At 63.6% G+C, this 18,143-nt stretch carries 16 protein-coding genes; 9 read left to right on the top strand and 7 right to left on the bottom strand.

Going from position 1 to position 18,143, the window contains the following annotated elements; all coding sequences use genetic code 11:
• Genes N5A92_RS19585 through kynU form a run of 5 tightly spaced genes read left to right on the top strand, consistent with a single transcriptional unit; the run spans window position 1 to window position 5,632 of the window.
• Window positions 1–804 carry an enoyl-CoA hydratase family protein gene (locus tag N5A92_RS19585; RefSeq protein ID WP_260905665.1) on the top strand — a complete coding sequence of 268 codons (804 nt, stop codon included), beginning with the start codon at window positions 1–3 and terminating at the stop codon, window positions 802–804.
• Entirely contained in the window at window positions 804–1,952 is a 1,149-nt protein-coding gene (locus tag N5A92_RS19580; RefSeq protein ID WP_260905617.1) for an acyl-CoA dehydrogenase family protein, read from the top strand. Before N5A92_RS19585 ends, N5A92_RS19580 begins: the two co-directional genes overlap by 1 nt.
• A gap of 48 nt (window positions 1,953–2,000) precedes the next feature.
• The gene (locus tag N5A92_RS19575) at window positions 2,001–2,396 is read left to right on the top strand and encodes a RidA family protein (RefSeq protein WP_260905615.1); all 396 of its coding nucleotides are present in this window, start codon (window positions 2,001–2,003) and stop codon (window positions 2,394–2,396) included.
• A gap of 6 nt (window positions 2,397–2,402) precedes the next feature.
• Entirely contained in the window at window positions 2,403–4,388 is a 1,986-nt protein-coding gene (locus N5A92_RS19570) for a 3-hydroxyacyl-CoA dehydrogenase NAD-binding domain-containing protein (RefSeq protein WP_260905613.1), read from the top strand.
• The gene (gene kynU, locus N5A92_RS19565) at window positions 4,385–5,632 is read left to right on the top strand and encodes a kynureninase (protein ID WP_260905612.1); all 1,248 of its coding nucleotides are present in this window, start codon (window positions 4,385–4,387) and stop codon (window positions 5,630–5,632) included. Before N5A92_RS19570 ends, kynU begins: the two co-directional genes overlap by 4 nt.
• A gap of 9 nt (window positions 5,633–5,641) precedes the next feature.
• Here the strand turns inward: kynU and N5A92_RS19560 are convergent, their stop codons facing one another.
• The 7 genes from N5A92_RS19560 to N5A92_RS19530 all read right to left on the bottom strand — a co-directional run bounded on the left by N5A92_RS19560 (window position 5,642) and on the right by N5A92_RS19530 (window position 12,723).
• Complete coding sequence (locus N5A92_RS19560; protein ID WP_260905611.1) at window positions 5,642–6,328, bottom strand: ABC transporter ATP-binding protein; 687 nt, start codon at window positions 6,326–6,328, stop codon at window positions 5,642–5,644.
• Window positions 6,325–7,074, bottom strand: coding sequence for an ABC transporter ATP-binding protein (locus N5A92_RS19555; protein ID WP_260905610.1), 750 nt, complete (start codon window positions 7,072–7,074; stop codon window positions 6,325–6,327). Before N5A92_RS19555 ends, N5A92_RS19560 begins: the two co-directional genes overlap by 4 nt.
• Window positions 7,067–8,050, bottom strand: coding sequence for a branched-chain amino acid ABC transporter permease (locus N5A92_RS19550; protein ID WP_260905609.1), 984 nt, complete (start codon window positions 8,048–8,050; stop codon window positions 7,067–7,069). The genes N5A92_RS19555 and N5A92_RS19550 overlap by 8 nt, the downstream gene beginning before the upstream one ends.
• Window positions 8,047–8,967: a branched-chain amino acid ABC transporter permease gene (locus tag N5A92_RS19545; RefSeq protein ID WP_260905608.1), complete on the bottom strand. Its 921-nt coding sequence runs from the start codon at window positions 8,965–8,967 to the stop codon at window positions 8,047–8,049. Before N5A92_RS19545 ends, N5A92_RS19550 begins: the two co-directional genes overlap by 4 nt.
• A gap of 110 nt (window positions 8,968–9,077) precedes the next feature.
• Window positions 9,078–10,217 (bottom strand): ABC transporter substrate-binding protein, encoded by a 1,140-nt coding sequence (locus N5A92_RS19540; protein ID WP_260905607.1) that lies wholly within the window; start codon window positions 10,215–10,217, stop codon window positions 9,078–9,080.
• A gap of 47 nt (window positions 10,218–10,264) precedes the next feature.
• Entirely contained in the window at window positions 10,265–11,101 is an 837-nt protein-coding gene (gene kynA, locus N5A92_RS19535; protein ID WP_260905606.1) for a tryptophan 2,3-dioxygenase, read from the bottom strand.
• A complete protein-coding gene (locus N5A92_RS19530; protein WP_260905605.1) occupies window positions 11,098–12,723 on the bottom strand; it encodes an AMP-binding protein in 1,626 nt (541 codons plus the stop codon). The genes kynA and N5A92_RS19530 overlap by 4 nt, the downstream gene beginning before the upstream one ends.
• A gap of 217 nt (window positions 12,724–12,940) precedes the next feature.
• Here N5A92_RS19530 and N5A92_RS19525 point away from each other — a divergent pair, with 217 nt between their 5' ends.
• The 4 genes from N5A92_RS19525 to N5A92_RS19510 all read left to right on the top strand — a co-directional run bounded on the left by N5A92_RS19525 (window position 12,941) and on the right by N5A92_RS19510 (window position 18,091).
• Window positions 12,941–13,771 carry an alpha/beta hydrolase gene (locus tag N5A92_RS19525; protein WP_260905604.1) on the top strand — a complete coding sequence of 277 codons (831 nt, stop codon included), beginning with the start codon at window positions 12,941–12,943 and terminating at the stop codon, window positions 13,769–13,771.
• A 183-nt stretch (window positions 13,772–13,954) separates the two neighbouring features.
• Entirely contained in the window at window positions 13,955–15,031 is a 1,077-nt protein-coding gene (locus N5A92_RS19520) for an Ldh family oxidoreductase (protein ID WP_260905602.1), read from the top strand.
• Window positions 15,032–15,076: 45 nt separating this feature from the next.
• On the top strand, window positions 15,077–16,021 hold the full coding sequence (locus N5A92_RS19515; RefSeq protein WP_260905600.1) for a TAXI family TRAP transporter solute-binding subunit: 945 nt from the start codon (window positions 15,077–15,079) through the stop codon (window positions 16,019–16,021).
• A gap of 105 nt (window positions 16,022–16,126) precedes the next feature.
• A complete protein-coding gene (locus tag N5A92_RS19510; RefSeq protein WP_260905598.1) occupies window positions 16,127–18,091 on the top strand; it encodes a TRAP transporter permease in 1,965 nt (654 codons plus the stop codon).
• Window positions 18,092–18,143: the final 52 nt, after the last annotated feature.

Genomic DNA, 18,143 nt, shown 5'->3' with positions numbered 1-18,143 from the left:
ATGGCGGGCCTTGTGCCCGAACACTTCCTCTGGCGCATGGAGGACCGGGTTGCGGTGGTGAAGCTCGACCGGCCCGAGCGGAAGAACCCGCTCACCTTCGCCTCCTATGCGGAACTCCGCGATACCTTCCGCAATCTCGCCTACGCCGAGGATGTCGACGCCGTGGTGCTTCTGCCGAACGGCGGCAATTTCTGCTCCGGCGGCGACGTGCACGACATCATCGGCCCACTGGTCGGCTTGGAGATGAAGGAGCTTCTGGCCTTCACCCGCATGACGGGCGATCTCGTCAAGGCGATGCTCAATTGCGGCAAGCCGATCATCGCCGCGGTGGACGGTGTTGCGGTGGGCGCCGGCGCGATCCTCGCCATGGCCTCGGACATTCGCCTCGCCACGCCCGAAGCCAAAACCGCCTTCCTCTTCACACGCGTCGGCCTTGCCGGTTGCGACATGGGCGCCTGTGCGATCCTGCCGCGCATCATCGGCCAGGGGCGGGCGGCGGAGCTTCTCTACACCGGTCGCACGATGAGCGCGGAGGAAGGAGAGCGCTGGGGCTTTTACAACAGGCTGGTCTCCGCCGACACGCTGGAGGCGGAGGCCCTCGATCTCGCCGCCCGCATCGCCTCCGGCCCGACCTTCGCCCATGGCATCACCAAGACGCAGCTCAATCAGGAATGGTCGATGGGCCTCGACCAAGCCATCGAAGCCGAAGCCCAGGCGCAGGCAATCTGCATGCAGACCCGCGACTTCGAACGCGCCTACCGCGCCTTCGTCGCCAAGAAAAAGCCGGTGTTCGGGGGCGATTGATGGCGGACAAAAGCTTCTTCACCTGGCCCTTCTTCGAAGACCGCCACCGCGAGTATGCCGAGCGGCTCGAAGCCTGGTGTGCGGCGAACCTGCCGGTCGCCCATGACGATGTGGATGCCGCCTGCCGCGAGCTGGTGCGGGCGCTCGGGCGTGACGGCTGGCTGAAGCCGACGGCGGTCGATCCTGCCGATCCCGCGCCCCTCGATGTGCGCACACTCTGCATCACCCGCGAGACTCTGGCACGCCATGATGGACTTGCCGACTTCGCCTTCGCCATGCAGGGGCTCGGCACCGGTGCCATCAGCTTTTACGGGACATCGGAGCAGCAGCGCTGGCTCGACAAGACACGTGCCGGCGAAGCGATCTCCGCTTTCGCCCTTTCCGAGCCGCGGTCGGGCTCCGATGTGGCAAACATGGAAATGAGCGCGACGCTGGACGGCGGCTCCTACGTCCTCACGGGCGAGAAGACCTGGATCTCCAATGGCGGCATTGCTGATCTCTACGTCCTATTCGCCCGTACCGGCGAGGCGCCGGGCTCCAAGGGCATCTCCGCGTTTGTGGTGCCAGCGGACACCAAGGGCTTGAAAATCGCCGAGCGGCTGGAGGTGATTGCGCCGCATCCGCTTGCACGCCTTTCGTTTGATGGCGCGCGTGTTCCAGCCTCCGCCATGATCGGCAAGCCGGGCGAGGGGTTTCGCATCGCCATGTCGGTGCTCGACGTGTTTCGCTCGACGGTGGGTGCCGCGGCTCTGGGCTTCGCCCGCCGTGCGCTCGATGAGAGCGTGAAGCGGGCGGCCGAGCGGAAGCTCTTCGGCGCGCCGATGGCCGAGTTGCAGATGGTGCAGGGGCATCTGGCGGATATGGCGCTGGATGTGGACGCGGCGGCACTTCTCGTCTACCGCGCGGCCTGGACGAAGGATAGGGGCGCTGCCCGCGTCACCCGCGAGGCGGCGATGGCGAAGCTCTTCGCCACCGACCGGGCGCAAGAAGTGATCGACCGTGCCGTGCAGCTTCACGGCGGCGATGGCGTGCGGCGCGGGCATATCGTTGAAAGTCTCTATCGTGAGATCCGGGCGCTGCGCATCTATGAAGGCGCGTCGGACGTGCAGAAGGTGGTGATCGCCCGACAGGTGCTGGGTATGACGTGACGCCGCTCGCCGATTTGAAAGGTTGGTTTTCCTAGATTGAGGAGTTTCATGCATAGCGTTCTGCAGCCCAAGGGATGGGCAAGACCCAAAGGTTATGCAAACGGCATCGCCGCCCACGGCAGGCTCGTCTTCGTCAGCGGTCAGATCGGGTGGAACGAGAAGTGTGAGTTCGAGAGCGACGATCTGGTCGCGCAGGTGCGGCAGACCCTTCTCAATGTGGCGGCCGTGCTCGCGGAGGCGGATGCGCGGCCGGAACATATCACTTCCATGACCTGGTATTTTACCGACAAGGCCGACTATCTCGATAACCTCAAGAAGATCGGCGTCGTCTACCGCGAGGTGATGGGCTGGTACTATCCCGCCATGACCGCCGTGCAGGTGGTGGCGCTGATGGAAGACCGCGCCAAGGTAGAGATTCAGGCGATGGCCGTCGTACCGGAGTAGGGTTCCATGGGCGAAGCGTCACCAATCCGTTTTTCCGCGACCGTTTCAGCAAGGATGGAAGACGGGGTTCTCGTCCTCACCATGGACAATCCACCGGTCAACGCCGCCTCGGCAGACCTGCGTTCCGGCCTGCTGGCGGCGATCCGCCACGCCAGCGCCGAGGGGGAAGTCCGTGCTGTGGTCCTCACCGGCGCGGGGAACACCTTTGTCGGCGGCGCCGACATCAAGGAGTTCGGGCAGCCGGCAACCGAACCTATCCTGCCTGATGTTGTCGACGCGATCGAGGAGAGCGGAAAACTCGTGGTGGCGGCCATCAATGGTGCCGCTCTCGGGGGCGGTCTCGAGATTGCGCTTGCCTGCCATCGCCGCATCGCCAGTGGTAGGGCAAGTCTCGGGTTGCCTGAAGTAAAACTCGGCATCGTGCCGGGGGCAGGGGGCACACAGCGCCTCCCGCGTCTCATCGGTGTCGCAAAGGCTGTGGAACTGATTGCTACCGGGCGCAACGTGTCCGCGGGCGAAGCCCTCTCCCTCGGTATCGTCGACCAAGTCGTGGAGGACGATCCCCTCGCCGCGGCGATCGCCGCCGCGCGGAATTTCGCACCACAGCCGTTGCGCCGGACAGGAGACCTGAGCGTGCCGGCGGCGGAACCGGGGGCCGTCGATAAAGCGATCGACAAGGCCTTGTCTCGCGCGCGCGGACGGGAGGCCCCGGCCGAAGCGGTGCGGCTTGTGACAAGCACCGGCGACCGTTCGTTTGCGGAGGGGGTCGCCGACGAGCGTGCCACGTTCCTGCGGCTGCGCGACTCTGATCAGGGCAAGGCACTGCGTCAGGTCTTCTTCGCCGAGCGCGCGGCGGCGAAAGTGCCCGGACTCGAAGGTGTTGAACCGCGGAAGGTGCATACGGTCGGCGTGGTCGGAAGCGGCCTGATGGGCTCCGGCATCGTCGTCTGCGCCCTCGATGCGGGCTATCGCGTTATCGTCGTCGAGAAGACGGCCGAGGCGGTAGCGAAGGGCCTCGACCGGATCACCGGGCTCCTCGACCGGGCGGTGAAGTCGGGACGTATCGATGCCGAAGGCCGCACCGAGCGCCTGCAGCGGCTGTCGGTGGGCAGTGATATCGAAGAGTTTGCCGCTGCCGATCTCGTCATCGAAGCGGTCTTCGATGACCTTGACGTCAAGACGGAGCTTTTCGCGACGCTGGACGGGATCGTCCGGCCGGAGGTGGTTCTTGCCACCAATACGAGCTATCTTGATCCCGACGCCATCGCGGCGGCGACATCCCGGCCGGAGCGCGTCTGCGGCCTCCACTTCTTCTCGCCTGCGCATGTGATGCGGCTGGTCGAGGTCGTGCGCTGCGCCAAGACGGCTCCAGACGTGCTTGCGACCGGAGTTGCCGTCGCGCGCCGGCTCAAGAAGCTGCCCGTCGTGTGCGGCGTCTGCGAAGGCTTCATCGGCAACCGCATCTTCTCGGCATATCGCCGCGAGGCCGAGTTTCTGGTCGAAGACGGCGCTTGGCCACAGGAGATCGACGCGGCGATGGAGGACTACGGCTTCGCCATGGGGCCGTTTGCCGTCTTCGATCTCGCGGGCCTCGAGATCGCCTGGGCGCGGCGCAAGCGCCAGGCGGCCACCCGCGATCCTTCGGAGCGCTATGTCGAGATTGCTGACCGGCTCTGCGAGATGGGACGGTTTGGCCAGAAGACGGGCCGCGGCTGGTACGATTACGCGAACGGGAAGCGTACCATTGATCCGGAGGTGACGGCCTTGATCGAGTCGTGCCGGAAAGCGAAGGGCATCGCACTGCGAGACGTTTCCTCAAAGGAGATCGTATCGCGCCTGCTTGCCGCCATGGCTGCCGAGGGCGATGCCCTCTTGACCGAGGGCATAGCCGAAAGGGCGAGCGATATCGATCTCGTCATGATCAACGGCTATGGCTTTCCCGCGCATCGGGGCGGTCCGATGTACGTTGCGAAGGAAGGATTGCTCCCATGAGCCAGGTTCCGGATCTCGCCGCCGTCAAGGCGATGGACGACGCCGATCCACTGCGCTCGATGCGCAATCAGTTCAGCCTGCCCGAGGGCGTCATCTATCTCGACGGCAATTCGCTGGGGCCGGCATCCCCCGCCGTCTTCAACGAATTGGCGAAGGCCGCACGAGAGGAATGGGGCGAGGGCCTGATCCGCAGCTGGAACAGCGCCGGTTGGTTCGACTTGCCGGTCGAACTCGGCGACCGGATCGGCCGGCTGATCGGTGCCACGCCGGGCCAGACCGTCGTCTGCGACACGACCTCGATCAACATCTACAAGGCTTTACATGCAGCGATGGGGCTGCGGCGTGGCCGCTCGGTCATCGTCGCCGAAGGGAGCAGTTTTCCCACCGATCTCTATATGGCGGAAGGCGTCATCTCCACGCAGCCGGATGCGCGGCTGCTCCTCGAAGGGGTTGATGCGCCGACGATCGAGGAACTGATCGATGATCGCGTCGCCGTCGTCCTCGTCAACCACGTGAACTACAAGACCGGCGAGTTGCGCGACATGGCAGCGCTGACGCAGAGGGCACATGAGGCCGGCGCTCTGGTCGTCTGGGACCTATGCCATTCGGCCGGCGCGTTGGTTGTCGATCTCGATGGCGCGAGAGTCGATTTCGCCGTCGGCTGCACTTACAAATATCTGAATGGCGGTCCCGGCTCGCCTGCCTTCATCTATGTCGCCCAGCGCCATCAGGCCGAGGCGCGCCAACCGCTCAGCGGCTGGTGGGGACACGCGCGGCCCTTCGCTTTCGAACCGCGCTTCGATGCCGACGCGGGTATCCGCAAATTCCAGTGCGGCACCCAGCCAGTTCTCTCGCTGCGGGCATTGAAGGCGGCGCTCGACATCTGGGACACCGTGGATATGGCGGCCGTGCGGGAAAAAAGCCTTGCGCTCACTGATATCTTCATCCGTCTCGTCGAAGCCAAGTGCGCCCCATTCGGCCTGGCGCTCGAAAGTCCGCGCGGGGGTGCGAAACGCGGCAGCCAGGTCTCCTTCACCCATGACCACGCCTATGAGATCGTGCAGGCGCTGATCGCTCGCGGCGTGATCGGCGACTTCCGCTCGCCCGCTATCATGCGCTTCGGCTTTGCGCCGCTCTATCTCCGTTATCTGGATGTCTGGCAGGCGGTGGAGATTCTGGAAGAGGCGCTGCGGACGGAGGTCTGGAAGGATGAGCGCTTTGCAGCCCGCGCGGCAGTGACCTGAGGGCGCTTCTCATACCCCCAGGTAGCGATCCTGAAGCTCCGGTGTGAGCGCCTCGGACGGTCCCTCGAACACCGTCGTGCCCTTCTCCAGGACGAAACAGCGGTCGGCGACGGGCAGGAGCTCGGAGAGCGTCTTGTCGACCACGAGGATCGACTGGCCGCCGGCCTTGAGCTTGGCAATCGCTGCCCAGATGTCACGGCGGATCACCGGCGCCAGACCCTCGGTCGCCTCGTCGAGGATCAGAAGGCGCGGGTTCGTCATCAGAGCACGGCCGATCGCCAGCATCTGCTGCTCGCCGCCCGAGAGTGTGAATGCGTATTGATCGCGCCGCTCGGCCAGGCGGGGGAAGAGTTCCACCACCTTTTTGAACGTCCATTCGCCGGCGCGTGCTGCCGCAACCAGGTTTTCGGAGACCGTGAGATTGGGGAAGCAGCGGCGGCCTTCGGGAACCAGCCCGAGGCCCAGCCGTGCGATGCGGTGCGGCCGCTGGCCGGCGATTTCCCGTCCTGCAAAGCGGATAGAGCCCGAGTGCAGGCGCACGAGACCGAAGACCGACCCAATCGTCGTCGTCTTGCCCATGCCGTTGCGGCCCATGAGCGCCACGACTTCCCCCTCCTTCACGTCGAGGCTCACGCCGAACAGCGCCTGTGAGGCGCCGTAGAAGCTCTCCACCTTCTCAAGTTCGAGCAGGCTCACGCGGGTTCTCCGAGATAGGCCCGGCGGACTTCGGGATCGTTGCGGATCTCGTCCACATCGCCCGTGGCGATGATGCGGCCATAGACGAGGACGGACACGCGGTCGGCGAGCGCGAAGACCGCATCCATGTCATGTTCGACGAGAAGGATCGGTGCCTCCTGGCGCAGGGTATCGAGAAATCCCGTGAGGTTCTTCGCGCCTTCCGGACCCATCCCGGCCATCGGTTCGTCCAGTAGGAACGCCTTCGGTCCGAGCGCCAGAGCAGTGGCGATCTCGAGCTGCCGGCGCTCGCCATGCGACAATTCCGCCGCCGGGACGTGCGCACGGCCTGCAAGACCCACGCGCTCCAGCATGGCCATGGCCGGTTCGGTAAGGCTCCTGTCGCGCATCACGGGGCGGAAGAAGCGCAGGCTCGTTCCTTGCCGCGCCTGCACTGCGAGCATGACGTTGCGCAGCGCCGAAAACTCCTGCGCCAGCGAGGAGGTCTGGAAGCTGCGTGCCAGTCCCAGCCGCGCCCGTGCGGCCATGTCCAGGCCGGCTATGTCCTGACCGAGGAAGCGGATCTTTCCGCTGTCCGGCGTCAGCGAACCGGAAATCTGGTGGATGAGCGTGCTCTTGCCCGCGCCGTTGGGACCGATAAGGGCGTGGATCTCGCCGGACGCGAGATGGAGACTCACGCCATCGGTGGCCTTCAGCGCGCCGAAACTCTTTTTGAGATCGCGAATTTCCAGCACCGGTTCAGCCATGCCGCTCCCTTCCCGCAATGAAGCCCATGAGCCCGCCGCGCGCAAAGAGCACGACGCCGAGCAGGATAAGACCGAGGAAGAGCTGCCAGCGTTCGGTGATGCCGCCAAGTGCAAATTCGAAGAGCACAAAGAGCATCGCACCCGCCACCGGGCCGAACAGCCGGCCCCTGCCGCCGAGGATGATGAGCACGATCAGCTCGCCCGACATGTGCCAGGAAAGCATCGACGGGCTCGTAAACCGGTTGAGGTCGGCAAAGAGCGCGCCGGCAAGTCCGGTAATCATTGCCGAGACGGTGAAAGCCGTGAGCCGGATGTTGAAGGGTGCAATGCCGACAGCCGCCAGCCGGGTGGGGTTCTGTCGTGCCGCTTGAAGTGCGGCGCCGAAGCGCGAGTTGCGCAGCGTCCAGAAGAGCACAAGCCCCAGAAGAAGCAAACCGTAGCAGATCAGGAAGAGGGGAAGCGGCAGGGCGGTGTTCACACCCGGAAAGCTGTTCCGGACATAGATCGAAAGACCATCCTGGCCGCCATAGGCGGGCCAGGAAATGGCGAAGTAGTAGATCATCTGTGCGAAGGCGAGGGTGATCATGATGAAATAGACGCCGGAGGTGCGCAGGCTCACCGCGCCGATGGGAAGCGCCACGAGGCCACAAACGACGAGCGCCACCAGCCAGATCACCGGCATAGACGTGGTGGCGGGGATGCCGAGGAGAAGCGGTTCGGCGTTGAAGGCGTGGGTGGCAAGGATGCCCGCAGCGTATCCGCCGAGGCCGAAAAAGGCCGCATGGCCGAAAGAGACCAGGCCGCCGAGGCCAAGCGCGATGTTGAGGCCGACCGCCGCCAGCGCCAGTATGGCGATGCGCGTCGCGAGCGTCACGTAGAAGGGTTCATCCATGGCGATCGCCGCGAACGGCACCGCCAGCAGCAGGAGGGCGAGGCTCCCGTTGGCGATGGCTTCGCGTGTCACGACCTTTCTCATGACTGCGCGGCAAAGAGGCCGCTCGGCCTAAAGGCGAGGATGAGCGCCATGACGATATAGATCAACATGGATGCCAGTGCGCCGCCGATCAAAGCGGCCTGGGAGGGAGGGAGCATCAGCGTCAGTGCTTGCGGCAGGAGAAGCCGCCCCAGTGTGTCCACCACGCCGACCAGGACGGCACCGAACAGTGCGCCCTTGATGGAGCCGATGCCGCCGATGACGATGACCACGAATGCGAGGATCAGCACCGGTTCGCCCATGCCGACCTGCACCGATTGCAGTGCACCGACCAGCGCACCCGCAAGGCCGGCAAGTGCGGCGCCCAGCGCGAAGACGACCGTATAGAGCGTCGAGATGTCGACGCCCAGTGCGGCGATCATTTCACGGTCGGATTCGCCGGCGCGGATGCGCATGCCGAGACGCGTGCGGGAGATGAGCAGGTAGAGCCCGACCGCCACGACGATGCCGACGCCGATGATGGCGAGCCGGTAGAGCTGGTATTGTCCGCCTCCCGGCAGGGGGACCGCGCCATGGAGCAGGGGAGGGATGTCGAGATAGAGCGGGAAGGAGCCGAACAGCCAGCGCGTGCCTTCCGAAAAGATCAGGATCAGCGCGAACGTGGCGAGCACCTGGTCGAGGTGATCGCGCTCATAGAGCCTTCGGATGACAGCCATCTCAACGATTGCGCCGGCGGCTGCCGCAGCGATCAAGCTCGCAACCAGCCCTGTCCAGAAGGAGCCTGTGGCTGCTGCGACAGTCGCGCACGCGAAGGCGCCGATCATGTAGAACGAGCCGTGGGCGAGGTTGATCAGTCCCATGACGCCAAAGATGAGCGTCAGCCCCGCCGCCATCAGGAAAAGCATGACCCCAAGCTGGAGTCCGTTCAGCAGTTGCTCGATCAAGAGTGCGGTGGACAAGGAGGCCGATCCGGAGCTGCGATTTGACGCGTCGCTGTTTCCTCAGCGTCAAGCTGGCGGAGTGGCCGCGCCGTCATGAGTGACGGCGCGGCATGGAGACAGCTCTATGCTTACTGCATGCTGCACTGTTCGGCGTAAGCGTCTGTGTGGTCTTCGAACGCGGTGCCGACGATCTTGTTGGTGAGGACGTCGTCCTCCTTCACCACCTCGCGGATATAGACGTTCTGGATCGGGTGGTTGTTGGTGTTGAATTTGAACTCACCGCGAACCGAGTCGAAGTCCGCCTCCTTCAGCGCCGCACGGAAAGCCTCCTTGTCTTTCACACTCGCCTTGGAGAGCGCGGAGAGGATCAGGTTCGCCGTATCCCAACTCTGTGCCGCATAGACAGAGGGCAGGCGGTTGTATTCAGCCTGAAAGGCCTCCACGAACGCCTTGTTGGCCTCATTGTCGAGGTCTTTCGCCCAAGTGGCCGAATTCTTCACACCAAGTGCCGCGTCACCCACGGCGGGAAGGATATCCTGGCTGAACGAGAAAGCGGGCCCCATGACGGGGATATCGACACCTGACTGGGCGTACTGCTTCATGAAGGCGATACCCATGCCGCCCGGCAGGAAGAAGAAGACAGAGTCGGCGCCGGAGGCGCGGATCTGCGCAATCTCGGCCGCATAGTCGGTCTGCCCGACCTGCGTGTAGACCTCGCCGGCGAGCTCACCCTTGTAGAAACGTTTGAAGCCGGTGAGCGAATCCTTACCGGCCGGATAATTGGGGGCGAGGATGAAGGTGTTCTTGTAATCTTGGTTTGCGTACTGCCCCATCGCCTCGTGGAAATTGTCGTTCTGATAGGCGACGTTGAAGTAGTTCGGATGGCAGTTGGCGCCGGCGAGCACCGAAGGGCCGGCATTGGGCGAAAGATAGATAACATCCTGCGCCACGGCGTTGGGCACAACGGCCATGGCCAGGTTCGACCAGATGATGCCGGTCATGAGGTCGACCTTGTCGCTCTGGATCATCTTTTCGGCGATCTGAACGGCAAGCTCGGGCTTCTGTGCATCGTCCTCGATGACGAGCTCGATCTCCTCGTTGCCGGATTGTTCGATGGCCAGCGTGAAGGCATCGCGCATGTCGATGCCGAGTCCTGCACCTCCGCCCGAAAGCGTGGTGATGACGCCGATCTTGACCGGCTCGGCATGGGCATAGCCCGATACCGCCAGTGACAGGCCGATGAGGCCGGTTGCGAGAATTTCCTTCATCTTATTCCCCTCCTTATTCTTCATTTTGTTTCCTCCGGATTGGCGGCTCAGAGGCTGGTGCGAACTTTCCAGAGTTCGGGAAACAGTTCAACCTCCAGCATCTTCTTGAGATAGGAAATGCCGGACGTGCCTCCAGTACCCCTTTTCATGCCGATGATGCGCTCCACCGTCGTCACATGGTTGAAGCGCCAGCGGCGGAAATAGTCCTCGAAGTCGACCAGCTTCTCGGCAAGCTCATAGAACTGCCAGTAGCGCAGGGGCTCTTGATAGATGATCCGCCAGGCCCCCAGCACTTCCTCGCTCTCGGCCCGCGCCTCGCGCCAGTCGGTTCGCCTGGCGTCCGCGCCGACGTCGAAGCCGTTGCGCGAAAGAAGCAGGATCGCTTCGTCATAGAGTGAAGGCTCCTCCAGGATCGCCTCCAGCTTCGCGACGAGTTCAGGCTTATGCATATGGGGACGCAGCATCGCGGGGTTGCGGTTCCCGGCCGTGAACTCGATGGCGCGGTATTGCCAGGACTGAAAGCCCGAAGACTGGCCGAGCGCATCCCGGAACTCGGTGTATTCGCTGGGCGTCATCGTCCTCAGTACGTCCCAGGCATTATTGAGCTGTTCGAAGATGCGAGCCACCCGCGTCAGCATCTTAAAGGAGGGCTCAAGTTGGTCGGTGCGGATCATCCGCATGGCCGAACCCAGCTCGTGCAGCGCCAGCTTCATCCAGAGTTCCGATGTTTGGTGCTGGATGATGAACAGCATCTCGTCATGGGCGGTGGAAAGCGGCTCCTGCGCATCAAGCACGCTCTCCAGGTGCAGATAGTCGCTATAGGACATGCGGTCCCGGAAGGACATCTTGGCGCCTTCTTCGGAGGGATCGTATGGTTTGCTCAATGCACCCTCTCCGTCCTCAGCCGGAACCGTTGGATCTTGCCTGTCTGCGTTTTGGGCAGGGCGTCAACGAACCTCACCGAGCGTGGGTATTTATAGGGCGCGATGGTGGCCTTCACATGGTCCTGCAGGCGCTTCACGCATAGTTCATCGCGTGCAATGCCCTGAACCAAAACGACATGGGCTTCCACAATCTGCCCGCGCTCAGCATCAGGCGCACCGATCACGGCGCATTCGGCGACATCGGCATGAGACAGCAGCGCCGCCTCCACTTCGGGACCGGCGATGTTATAGCCGGCGCTGACGATCATGTCGTCGGAACGTGCGACGAAGTGGAAGAAACCGTCCTCGTCCTCAAGGAACGTATCGCCGGTAATGTTCCAGCCGTCGCGCACGTAATCTTGCTGCCGCGTGTCGGCCAGGTAACGGCAGCCGGTCGGCCCACGCACCGCCAACCTGCCGGGCGTGTCGCGCGGAAGCTCGTTCATCTCTTCGTCGACGATACGCGCCTCATAGCCTCCGACCGGGCGGCCGGTCGAGCCGGGCTTCAGATCCTCGAACCGGTTGGAAATGAAGATGTGCAGCATTTCGGTAGCGCCGATGCCGTCGAGAATCGGCTTGCCGGTCTTCGCCATCCACTCTTCGAAGACGGGTCCCGGCAACGTTTCCCCCGCCGAGACCGCCGCCCGGAGGGAGGAGAGGTCCGCCCCCTCGTCCATTGCCTTCAGCATGGCGCGGTACGCGGTGGGTGCGGTGAAGGAGATGGTCGCGCGGTAGGTCTCGATGATATCGATCATGTTCGCCGGCGTTGCCTGCTCCAGGAGTGTGGCGGCGGCGCCGAAGCGTAGCGGGAAGATCGCCAGTCCGCCAAGGCCGAAGGTGAAGGCAAGGGGAGGGGAGCCGACAAAGATATCGTCGGGGGTCACCCGCAGGATCTCCTTCGCATAGCCGTCAGCGATGACCAGCAGGTCGCGGTGGAAATGCATGGTCGCCTTCGGCACGCCCGTGGTGCCAGAGGTGAAACCGAGAAGGGCGACATCGTCGCGGCCGGTTTTCACAGCCTCAAAGACGACCGACTTGTTGAGTGCGATGCGGTCGAACTCCGCGTCGTGGTTCGCCGTACCGTCGAAGCCCACCACCTGTTTCAGGAACCGGCTGTCCTTGGCGCAGGCGACGACTTCGTCCATTAGGCGGGTGTCGCAAAGCGCGAGGCCTATCTCGGCCTTGTCGATGATCTTTGCCAGTTCGCCGGCGCGCAGCATCGGCATGGTGTTGACGACGACGGCGCCGGCTTTGGTGGCGGCCAGCCAGCAGGCCACCATGGCCGGATTGTTCGCCGAGCGGATGAGGATCCGGTTGCCTGGCTTCACACCGTAATTCTCGACCAGCGCATGGGCGAGCCGGTTCGTCCAGTCGGAAAGCTCCTTGTAGGTGCGGCGGCGGCCGTTGCCGATCAGCGCCGTGCGGTCCCCGAAACCCTTCTCCACCATACGGTCCGTCAGTTCGACGGCGGCATTGAGATATTCGGGATACTCGAACCCCTCGAGCAGGAAATCCGGCCACGCATCCTCGGGCGGAAGGTTGTCGCGCGTGAAGGTGTCGACATGTGCCGTCGGCCCGAGCATCACGCGGCTTCCTTCGTCGCGGGGGTGTCGCGGAAATGCGCTTGTGCATAGCACCTGAATATAGCGGAAACAGCGAAAAGCACGACGGCCTCCCATCCTCGTCGAAGCCAATCAAGGATGGCACCGGGCGCCATTTACTTCAAGCCTAAAATTTCTGGCGGGAAGGTTGACTCTGCCTCCCCTTCTCACGCTTCTATGCTGAAGAGGGAGGAGCATGATGTTCGAGCGCCTGATTACCGATTGGGACGATGCTTACGCCAACGGACCCAACATTCCGGGCGGGGATCGGTGGCCGGAGGCGTGGGTGGAGCCGGCGCGAAGCTTTCGCGAGAGCCTTCTCGCGGCAGGCCGCGCAAAGCTCGATCTCGCCTATGGCGACCGGCCGCGCAACCGGCTGGACCTCTTCCATCCCCCTGAAAAGCCCCAGGGCCTCGTCGTCTTTATCCACGGAGGTTACTGGCTGCGTTTCGACAAGAGCTATTGGTCACATCTAGCCGCAGGCGCTCTGGAAAGCGGCTATGCCGTGGCGATGCCGTCCTACACGCTCTGCCCGGAAGTCCGTATCGGCGGCATCGTGCGGGAGGTATCCGCCGCCATCGAAGCGGCCGCGGCCATGGTCGAGGGTCCGCTGATGCTGACGGGGCACTCGGCAGGCGGTCACCTCGTCGGCCGCATGGTTTCAGCCACCACGCCGCTTGCGTCTCCCGTCCGGGAACGCATCCGCCGTGTCGTCTCGATTTCCGGCGTGCACGATCTGCGCCCGCTGATGCGCACGACCATGAATGCAGAGCTCCTTATCGACGAAGCGGAGGCAGGGGCCGAAAGTCCGGCGCTGCTGCGCCCGATGGAAGGCGCGCGCGTCACCTGCTGGGTGGGCGGGAACGAGCGTGCCGAATTCCTGCGCCAGAACGAGCTTCTGGCAAACGTGTGGACGGGCCTCGGCGCGATCACCTCAGCGGTGGTGGAGCCCGACCGTCACCATTTCACCGTCATCGACGGTCTCACAGATCCACGCCACCCTCTCATTCGGTGTCTTCTGGCAGAGTAGAGCCACTCCCGCGAGCGCTCCGGAATTGGCTTTGCGCTCAGGATCAATGGTTGAGCCAGGAGAGGAGGCGGTTGAGCCAATAGTGTCGGTGTGCTTGACAAGTTAGGCGCCTTCATGATGCGCTGATGATCAAGCGGTCGGCCGCATGGCAGGGGCCGCGCCAGAACCGCCCGAGGAAACGGCATGCGACCCGAACTCGGCCCATACGTCGCAGCCGCGCTCTGGCGGCGCCAGATGTTGGAAATCCTGCGCGCCTGGCGCATGAGCGATGCTCACGCGCAGGTAACGGCAGACGTACTTGGTGCCGCGGACCTGATGGGCATCGACTCGCATGGGATGGCTCTGCTCCCGCTCTATCACCAGCAGATCCAAGACGGTGGTGCGACGGCGACCCCGATCATCAGCGTTGTGCATGACCGGGCGGCGGTGGCTCTGATCGACGGCGATGCCGGGTTCGGACAGGTTCCGGGGATGATGGCGGTCGAGTTGGCGGCGGAGCGGGCCGAAAAATTCGGTATCGCCGCCGTGGCGATCCGCAACTCCAATCACTATGGCGCGGCAGGCGTTTATGTGCGCCGCCTGGCCGAACAAGGTCTGATCGGCATCTCGACCTCGTCCGTATGGCGTGCGGCAATCGTGCCGACCGGAGGCCTTGAGCCTCGACTGGGCACCAATCCCATTGCATTCGCGGCGCCTTCCGCCCGCGGAAAGCCGTTCCTGCTCGATATGGCGACCTCTACTGCAGCGATCGGCAAGTTGAAGCTGGCGCAGCGCGCCGAAACGGACATCCCCGAAGGCTGGGCTCTGACGCGCGAGGGCTCGCCCCAGCGCGATCCGAACTTGGCGCTGCTTGACACGCTTCTCGTCCCGCTCGGCGGTCACAAGGGCTACGGTCTTGCGGCCATGGTCGAAGTGCTCTCGAGCGTGCTGTCCGGCGCGGCGTTGACGCCACTGCGCGGCAAGCCTGGCAAGCGGCACGATGTCGGGCACTTCGTCTTGGCGCTCGATCCGGCGATGATGCGCGGCTCGCGCGCCGAATTCGAGGCGGATCTCGACCGGATGACCGACGCGCTCCGGCAGACGCCGCCGGCCAACCCCGCGCGTCCGGTCATGGTCGCCGGCGATCCCGAATATGCCTGCGAGGCCGAGCGCCTCTCTCACGGCATTCCCTTGCCTGCGAAGCTTGCCGAGCAACTGCGTGGCATTGCCGAGCAGGCGAACGCTGCATTTCTACTGAAGGAGGAGCGCGCATCGACGTGAATGAAGGTTTTTTGAACGACTGATTTGACAAGGGAGGAATGAGGAATGCGAAAGATCATCCTGACACTCGCGCTGGTCACAGCCGGGGCGGCGGTTGCCGTGCCGGCGCAAGCGCAGCAGTTGCGAATGATGACCGGCCCGCAAGGCGGTGCCTGGTATCCTCTGGGAGGCGCCATTCAGGGTATGGCGTCCGAAGCGCTCGGCGTCTCGATACAGGTCCTGCCAGGTGGCGGTGTGGCGAATGTACAGGGCGTGCAGAACGGCGATGCCGATCTGGGATTTGGCAATTCCATTTCCACAGTGGATGCCATCGAGGGGCGCGAGCCCTTCGAGGGCAAAGCCGACAATGTCTGCAACGTGGCGACCCTTTATCCGCAATATTTCCAGATGGTCGTCACCGCAGACAGCGGCATCGAGTCGGTCGATGACTTTGCAGGAAAGCGGCTGAATACCCAGCCCGTCGGCAACACGGCAGAGCAGGTAACGAGGGCTGTGCTGCAGGCGGCGGATCTCTCATATGAGGATCTGAAAGCCGTCGATTTCGTGTCGTATTCGGATGGTGTTGCCCTGATGCAAGACAACAATTCCGAGGTCTTCGCGCTCGGCACGACCATCCCGTCCTCGGCCATCATGGACCTGGCAAACAGCACCGCCATCAAGCTGGTGCCTCTCGAGCCGGAATTCATCGACAAGATGAGGAAGGAGATCAATCCGGGCTACACCTCGATCACCATTCCGGCCGGAACATATCCCAAGCAGGACGAGGATGTCGTTACGGTCGGCTACGCGACCCATGTCATTGCACGTTGCGATCTTGACGCGCAGATCGTCGAGGGCTTGCTCACCCAGATGTGGGAGAACCGTTCCGACCTCGCCACCATTGCCTCGGCCATGAAAGACATGTCCCTCGAAAAGATGGCGCAGGATGTGGGCGTGCCGATGCATGAAGGCGCCAAGGCATTCTACGCGGCCAACGGAGTTGCGCAGTAGAAGCGCGTGCCAAGGGGGCAGCCAACTGCGGCTGCCCCCAACCTTTCCTGCCTGCCTAGAACATTGCCGTTTGCCGGCATGATCGCCTAGCCATCGGAGCACGCGATGATTCGCTACGAGTTCTGGCTGAAGCGGCTGATTACGGTCGTGGCCGTGACCATGAGCCTGTTCCACCTCTACGTGGCATATTTCGGGCCCCCGAACGCGTTCACCCTGCGCGCGACCCATTTCGGCTTTGCCCTGGTTCTTGCCTATCTTTCCTTGCCAATCCTGCGCTCGCGCCAGGGCAAGGCACCAGGTCTCCTGGACTGGCTTTTTCTCGTCGTCTCGGTGGCCGCCTCGGCCTATCCGATTATCGAACAGACCTACTTCAACACCCGCATGGCCTATGTTGGGCCGGTCTCGGCCACCGATCAGGCGTTCGCCGTGCTGATGATCATCGTCGTGCTGGAGGCCACGCGCCGCGCGATCGGGCCGATCCTGCCGCTCACGGCGCTTGCTTTCCTCGGCTATCAGATCTTCTTCACCAACACCCGCATCGTCCGCCTCCTCGAATACCAGTACATGACGACCGATGCGCTGTTCGGCATCCCTGCGCAGGTCTCGGCGACCTATGTGGTGCTGTTCGTCATTTTCGGCGCCCTGGCCGAGCGGCTGGGTATCGGCAAGCTCTTCATGGATTTTGCCCTGGCCCTGACGGGACACCGGGCCGGCGGCCCAGCCAAGGTTGCGGTGGTGACCTCTGGCCTGTTCGGATCCGTATCGGGCTCGGCTGTCGCCAATGTGATGACGACCGGAACGTTCACAATTCCCCTGATGAAGAGGATCGGTTATCCCGCTCCCTTTGCCGGGGCGGTCGAGGCGGTCGCCTCCACGGGCGGCCAGATCATGCCGCCGATCATGGGCGCCGCCGCCTTCGTGATGGCCGAGTTTTTGGGAACGAGTTATCTCAACGTGGCCGCTTTTGCGCTGTTGCCAGCGCTGCTTTATTATCTCGCCGTCTTCCTTGCAGTGCATTTCGAGGCCCGCAAGCAGGGGCTACAGGGATTGCCCAAGGCCGACCTTCCGCGAGTCGGCCAGGTGCTCAGGGAGCGTGGCCATCTTTTCCTGCCGCTGGCAATCATCATCGGCACGCTGATGTCCGGGTTCTCGGCGCCGTACTCCGCTCTCATGGGCATCTTTTCGATCGTGCCCGTCGTACTCATGCGCAGCACGACACGCGGCGAACTCACCATCGCCAGGGTTATCGACGGTCTCGAAGCAGGCGCCATCAATTCGGTCATCGTCGCCCTTTCGTGCGCCTCCGCGGGTATCGTGATCGGCGTCATTGCCCAGACCGGCCTCGGCCTCACTTTCACCGGCGTAGTGCGGGCGGCGGCCCAGGACCTGCTGTTGCCGGCGCTCATCCTGACAATGGTGGCGGGGATCATACTCGGCATGGGCATGCCCACGACCCCTGCATATATCGTCCAGGTCGCGCTGCTGGTGCCGGCGCTCGTGCGCCTGGGCATCCCTGTCGAAGCGGCACATATGTTCGTCTTCTATTTCGCAATCCTGTCCGCGATCACGCCACCAGTGGCGATCGCGGTCTATGCAGCTTGCGGCATCAGCCGCTCCGCCGTCTGGGCGACGAGCTGGGCAGCGGTGAAGCTTGGGCTGACGGGCTACATTATTCCCTTCATGTTCGTTTTCGGGCCGTCGCTGCTTCTCATCGGCGAATGGCACGTGATCGCTCTGACCGCCGTTACGGCGACCGCGGGTGTCGCGTTGCTCGCTGGCGGATTGAGCGGCTTTTTCGTGAAGCCGGCAAACGTGTTGACGCGGATTTTGTTCATCGCCGCGGCATTCACGTTGATCAAGCCCGGAGTCTGGACCGACCTTTCGGGGCTGGCCCTGGGCATGGCGGCACTATTGATCAATCTGCGCTGGCCGGCAGCGGTGCGGCTGGAGGCCGGGGGTGGCAAACCACATCTGGGGCCAGTCGAGGCGCCCACCGCCGCCCCGATCGACCCGGCAGACATTTTCCAAGCTCCGGCTGCGCATCCGCCGCGGAAACTGCCGGATCCATGACGCTTAATGCCGGCGGTATGCCTTTGCGCCGACCAGCGGGGCAAAAAAGCCC

It is taken from the genome of Chelativorans salis, from assembly GCF_025336525.1.
Taxonomy (GTDB): domain Bacteria; phylum Pseudomonadota; class Alphaproteobacteria; order Rhizobiales; family Rhizobiaceae; genus Chelativorans; species Chelativorans salis.
Note: the sequence above shows the minus strand (reverse complement) of the source record. Positions and strands in the feature narration are given on the sequence as shown.

What these genes read in the sequence shown, in the direction of transcription:
- N5A92_RS19525 (WP_260905604.1), top strand. Translation starts at nt 12,941, where the DNA reads ATGTTCGAGCGCCTGATTACCGATTGGGACGATGCTTACGCCAACGGA.
- N5A92_RS19520 (WP_260905602.1), top strand. Translation starts at nt 13,955, where the DNA reads ATGCGACCCGAACTCGGCCCATACGTCGCAGCCGCGCTCTGGCGGCGC.
- N5A92_RS19580 (WP_260905617.1), top strand. Translation starts at nt 804, where the DNA reads ATGGCGGACAAAAGCTTCTTCACCTGGCCCTTCTTCGAAGACCGCCAC.
- N5A92_RS19585 (WP_260905665.1), top strand. Translation starts at nt 1, where the DNA reads ATGGCGGGCCTTGTGCCCGAACACTTCCTCTGGCGCATGGAGGACCGG.
- N5A92_RS19515 (WP_260905600.1), top strand. Translation starts at nt 15,077, where the DNA reads ATGCGAAAGATCATCCTGACACTCGCGCTGGTCACAGCCGGGGCGGCG.
- N5A92_RS19555 (WP_260905610.1), bottom strand. Translation starts at nt 7,074, where the DNA reads ATGGCTGAACCGGTGCTGGAAATTCGCGATCTCAAAAAGAGTTTCGGC.
- N5A92_RS19575 (WP_260905615.1), top strand. Translation starts at nt 2,001, where the DNA reads ATGCATAGCGTTCTGCAGCCCAAGGGATGGGCAAGACCCAAAGGTTAT.
- N5A92_RS19540 (WP_260905607.1), bottom strand. Translation starts at nt 10,217, where the DNA reads ATGAAGGAAATTCTCGCAACCGGCCTCATCGGCCTGTCACTGGCGGTA.
- kynU (WP_260905612.1), top strand. Translation starts at nt 4,385, where the DNA reads ATGAGCCAGGTTCCGGATCTCGCCGCCGTCAAGGCGATGGACGACGCC.
- N5A92_RS19570 (WP_260905613.1), top strand. Translation starts at nt 2,403, where the DNA reads ATGGGCGAAGCGTCACCAATCCGTTTTTCCGCGACCGTTTCAGCAAGG.
- N5A92_RS19530 (WP_260905605.1), bottom strand. Translation starts at nt 12,723, where the DNA reads ATGCTCGGGCCGACGGCACATGTCGACACCTTCACGCGCGACAACCTT.
- N5A92_RS19510 (WP_260905598.1), top strand. Translation starts at nt 16,127, where the DNA reads ATGATTCGCTACGAGTTCTGGCTGAAGCGGCTGATTACGGTCGTGGCC.
- N5A92_RS19550 (WP_260905609.1), bottom strand. Translation starts at nt 8,050, where the DNA reads ATGAGAAAGGTCGTGACACGCGAAGCCATCGCCAACGGGAGCCTCGCC.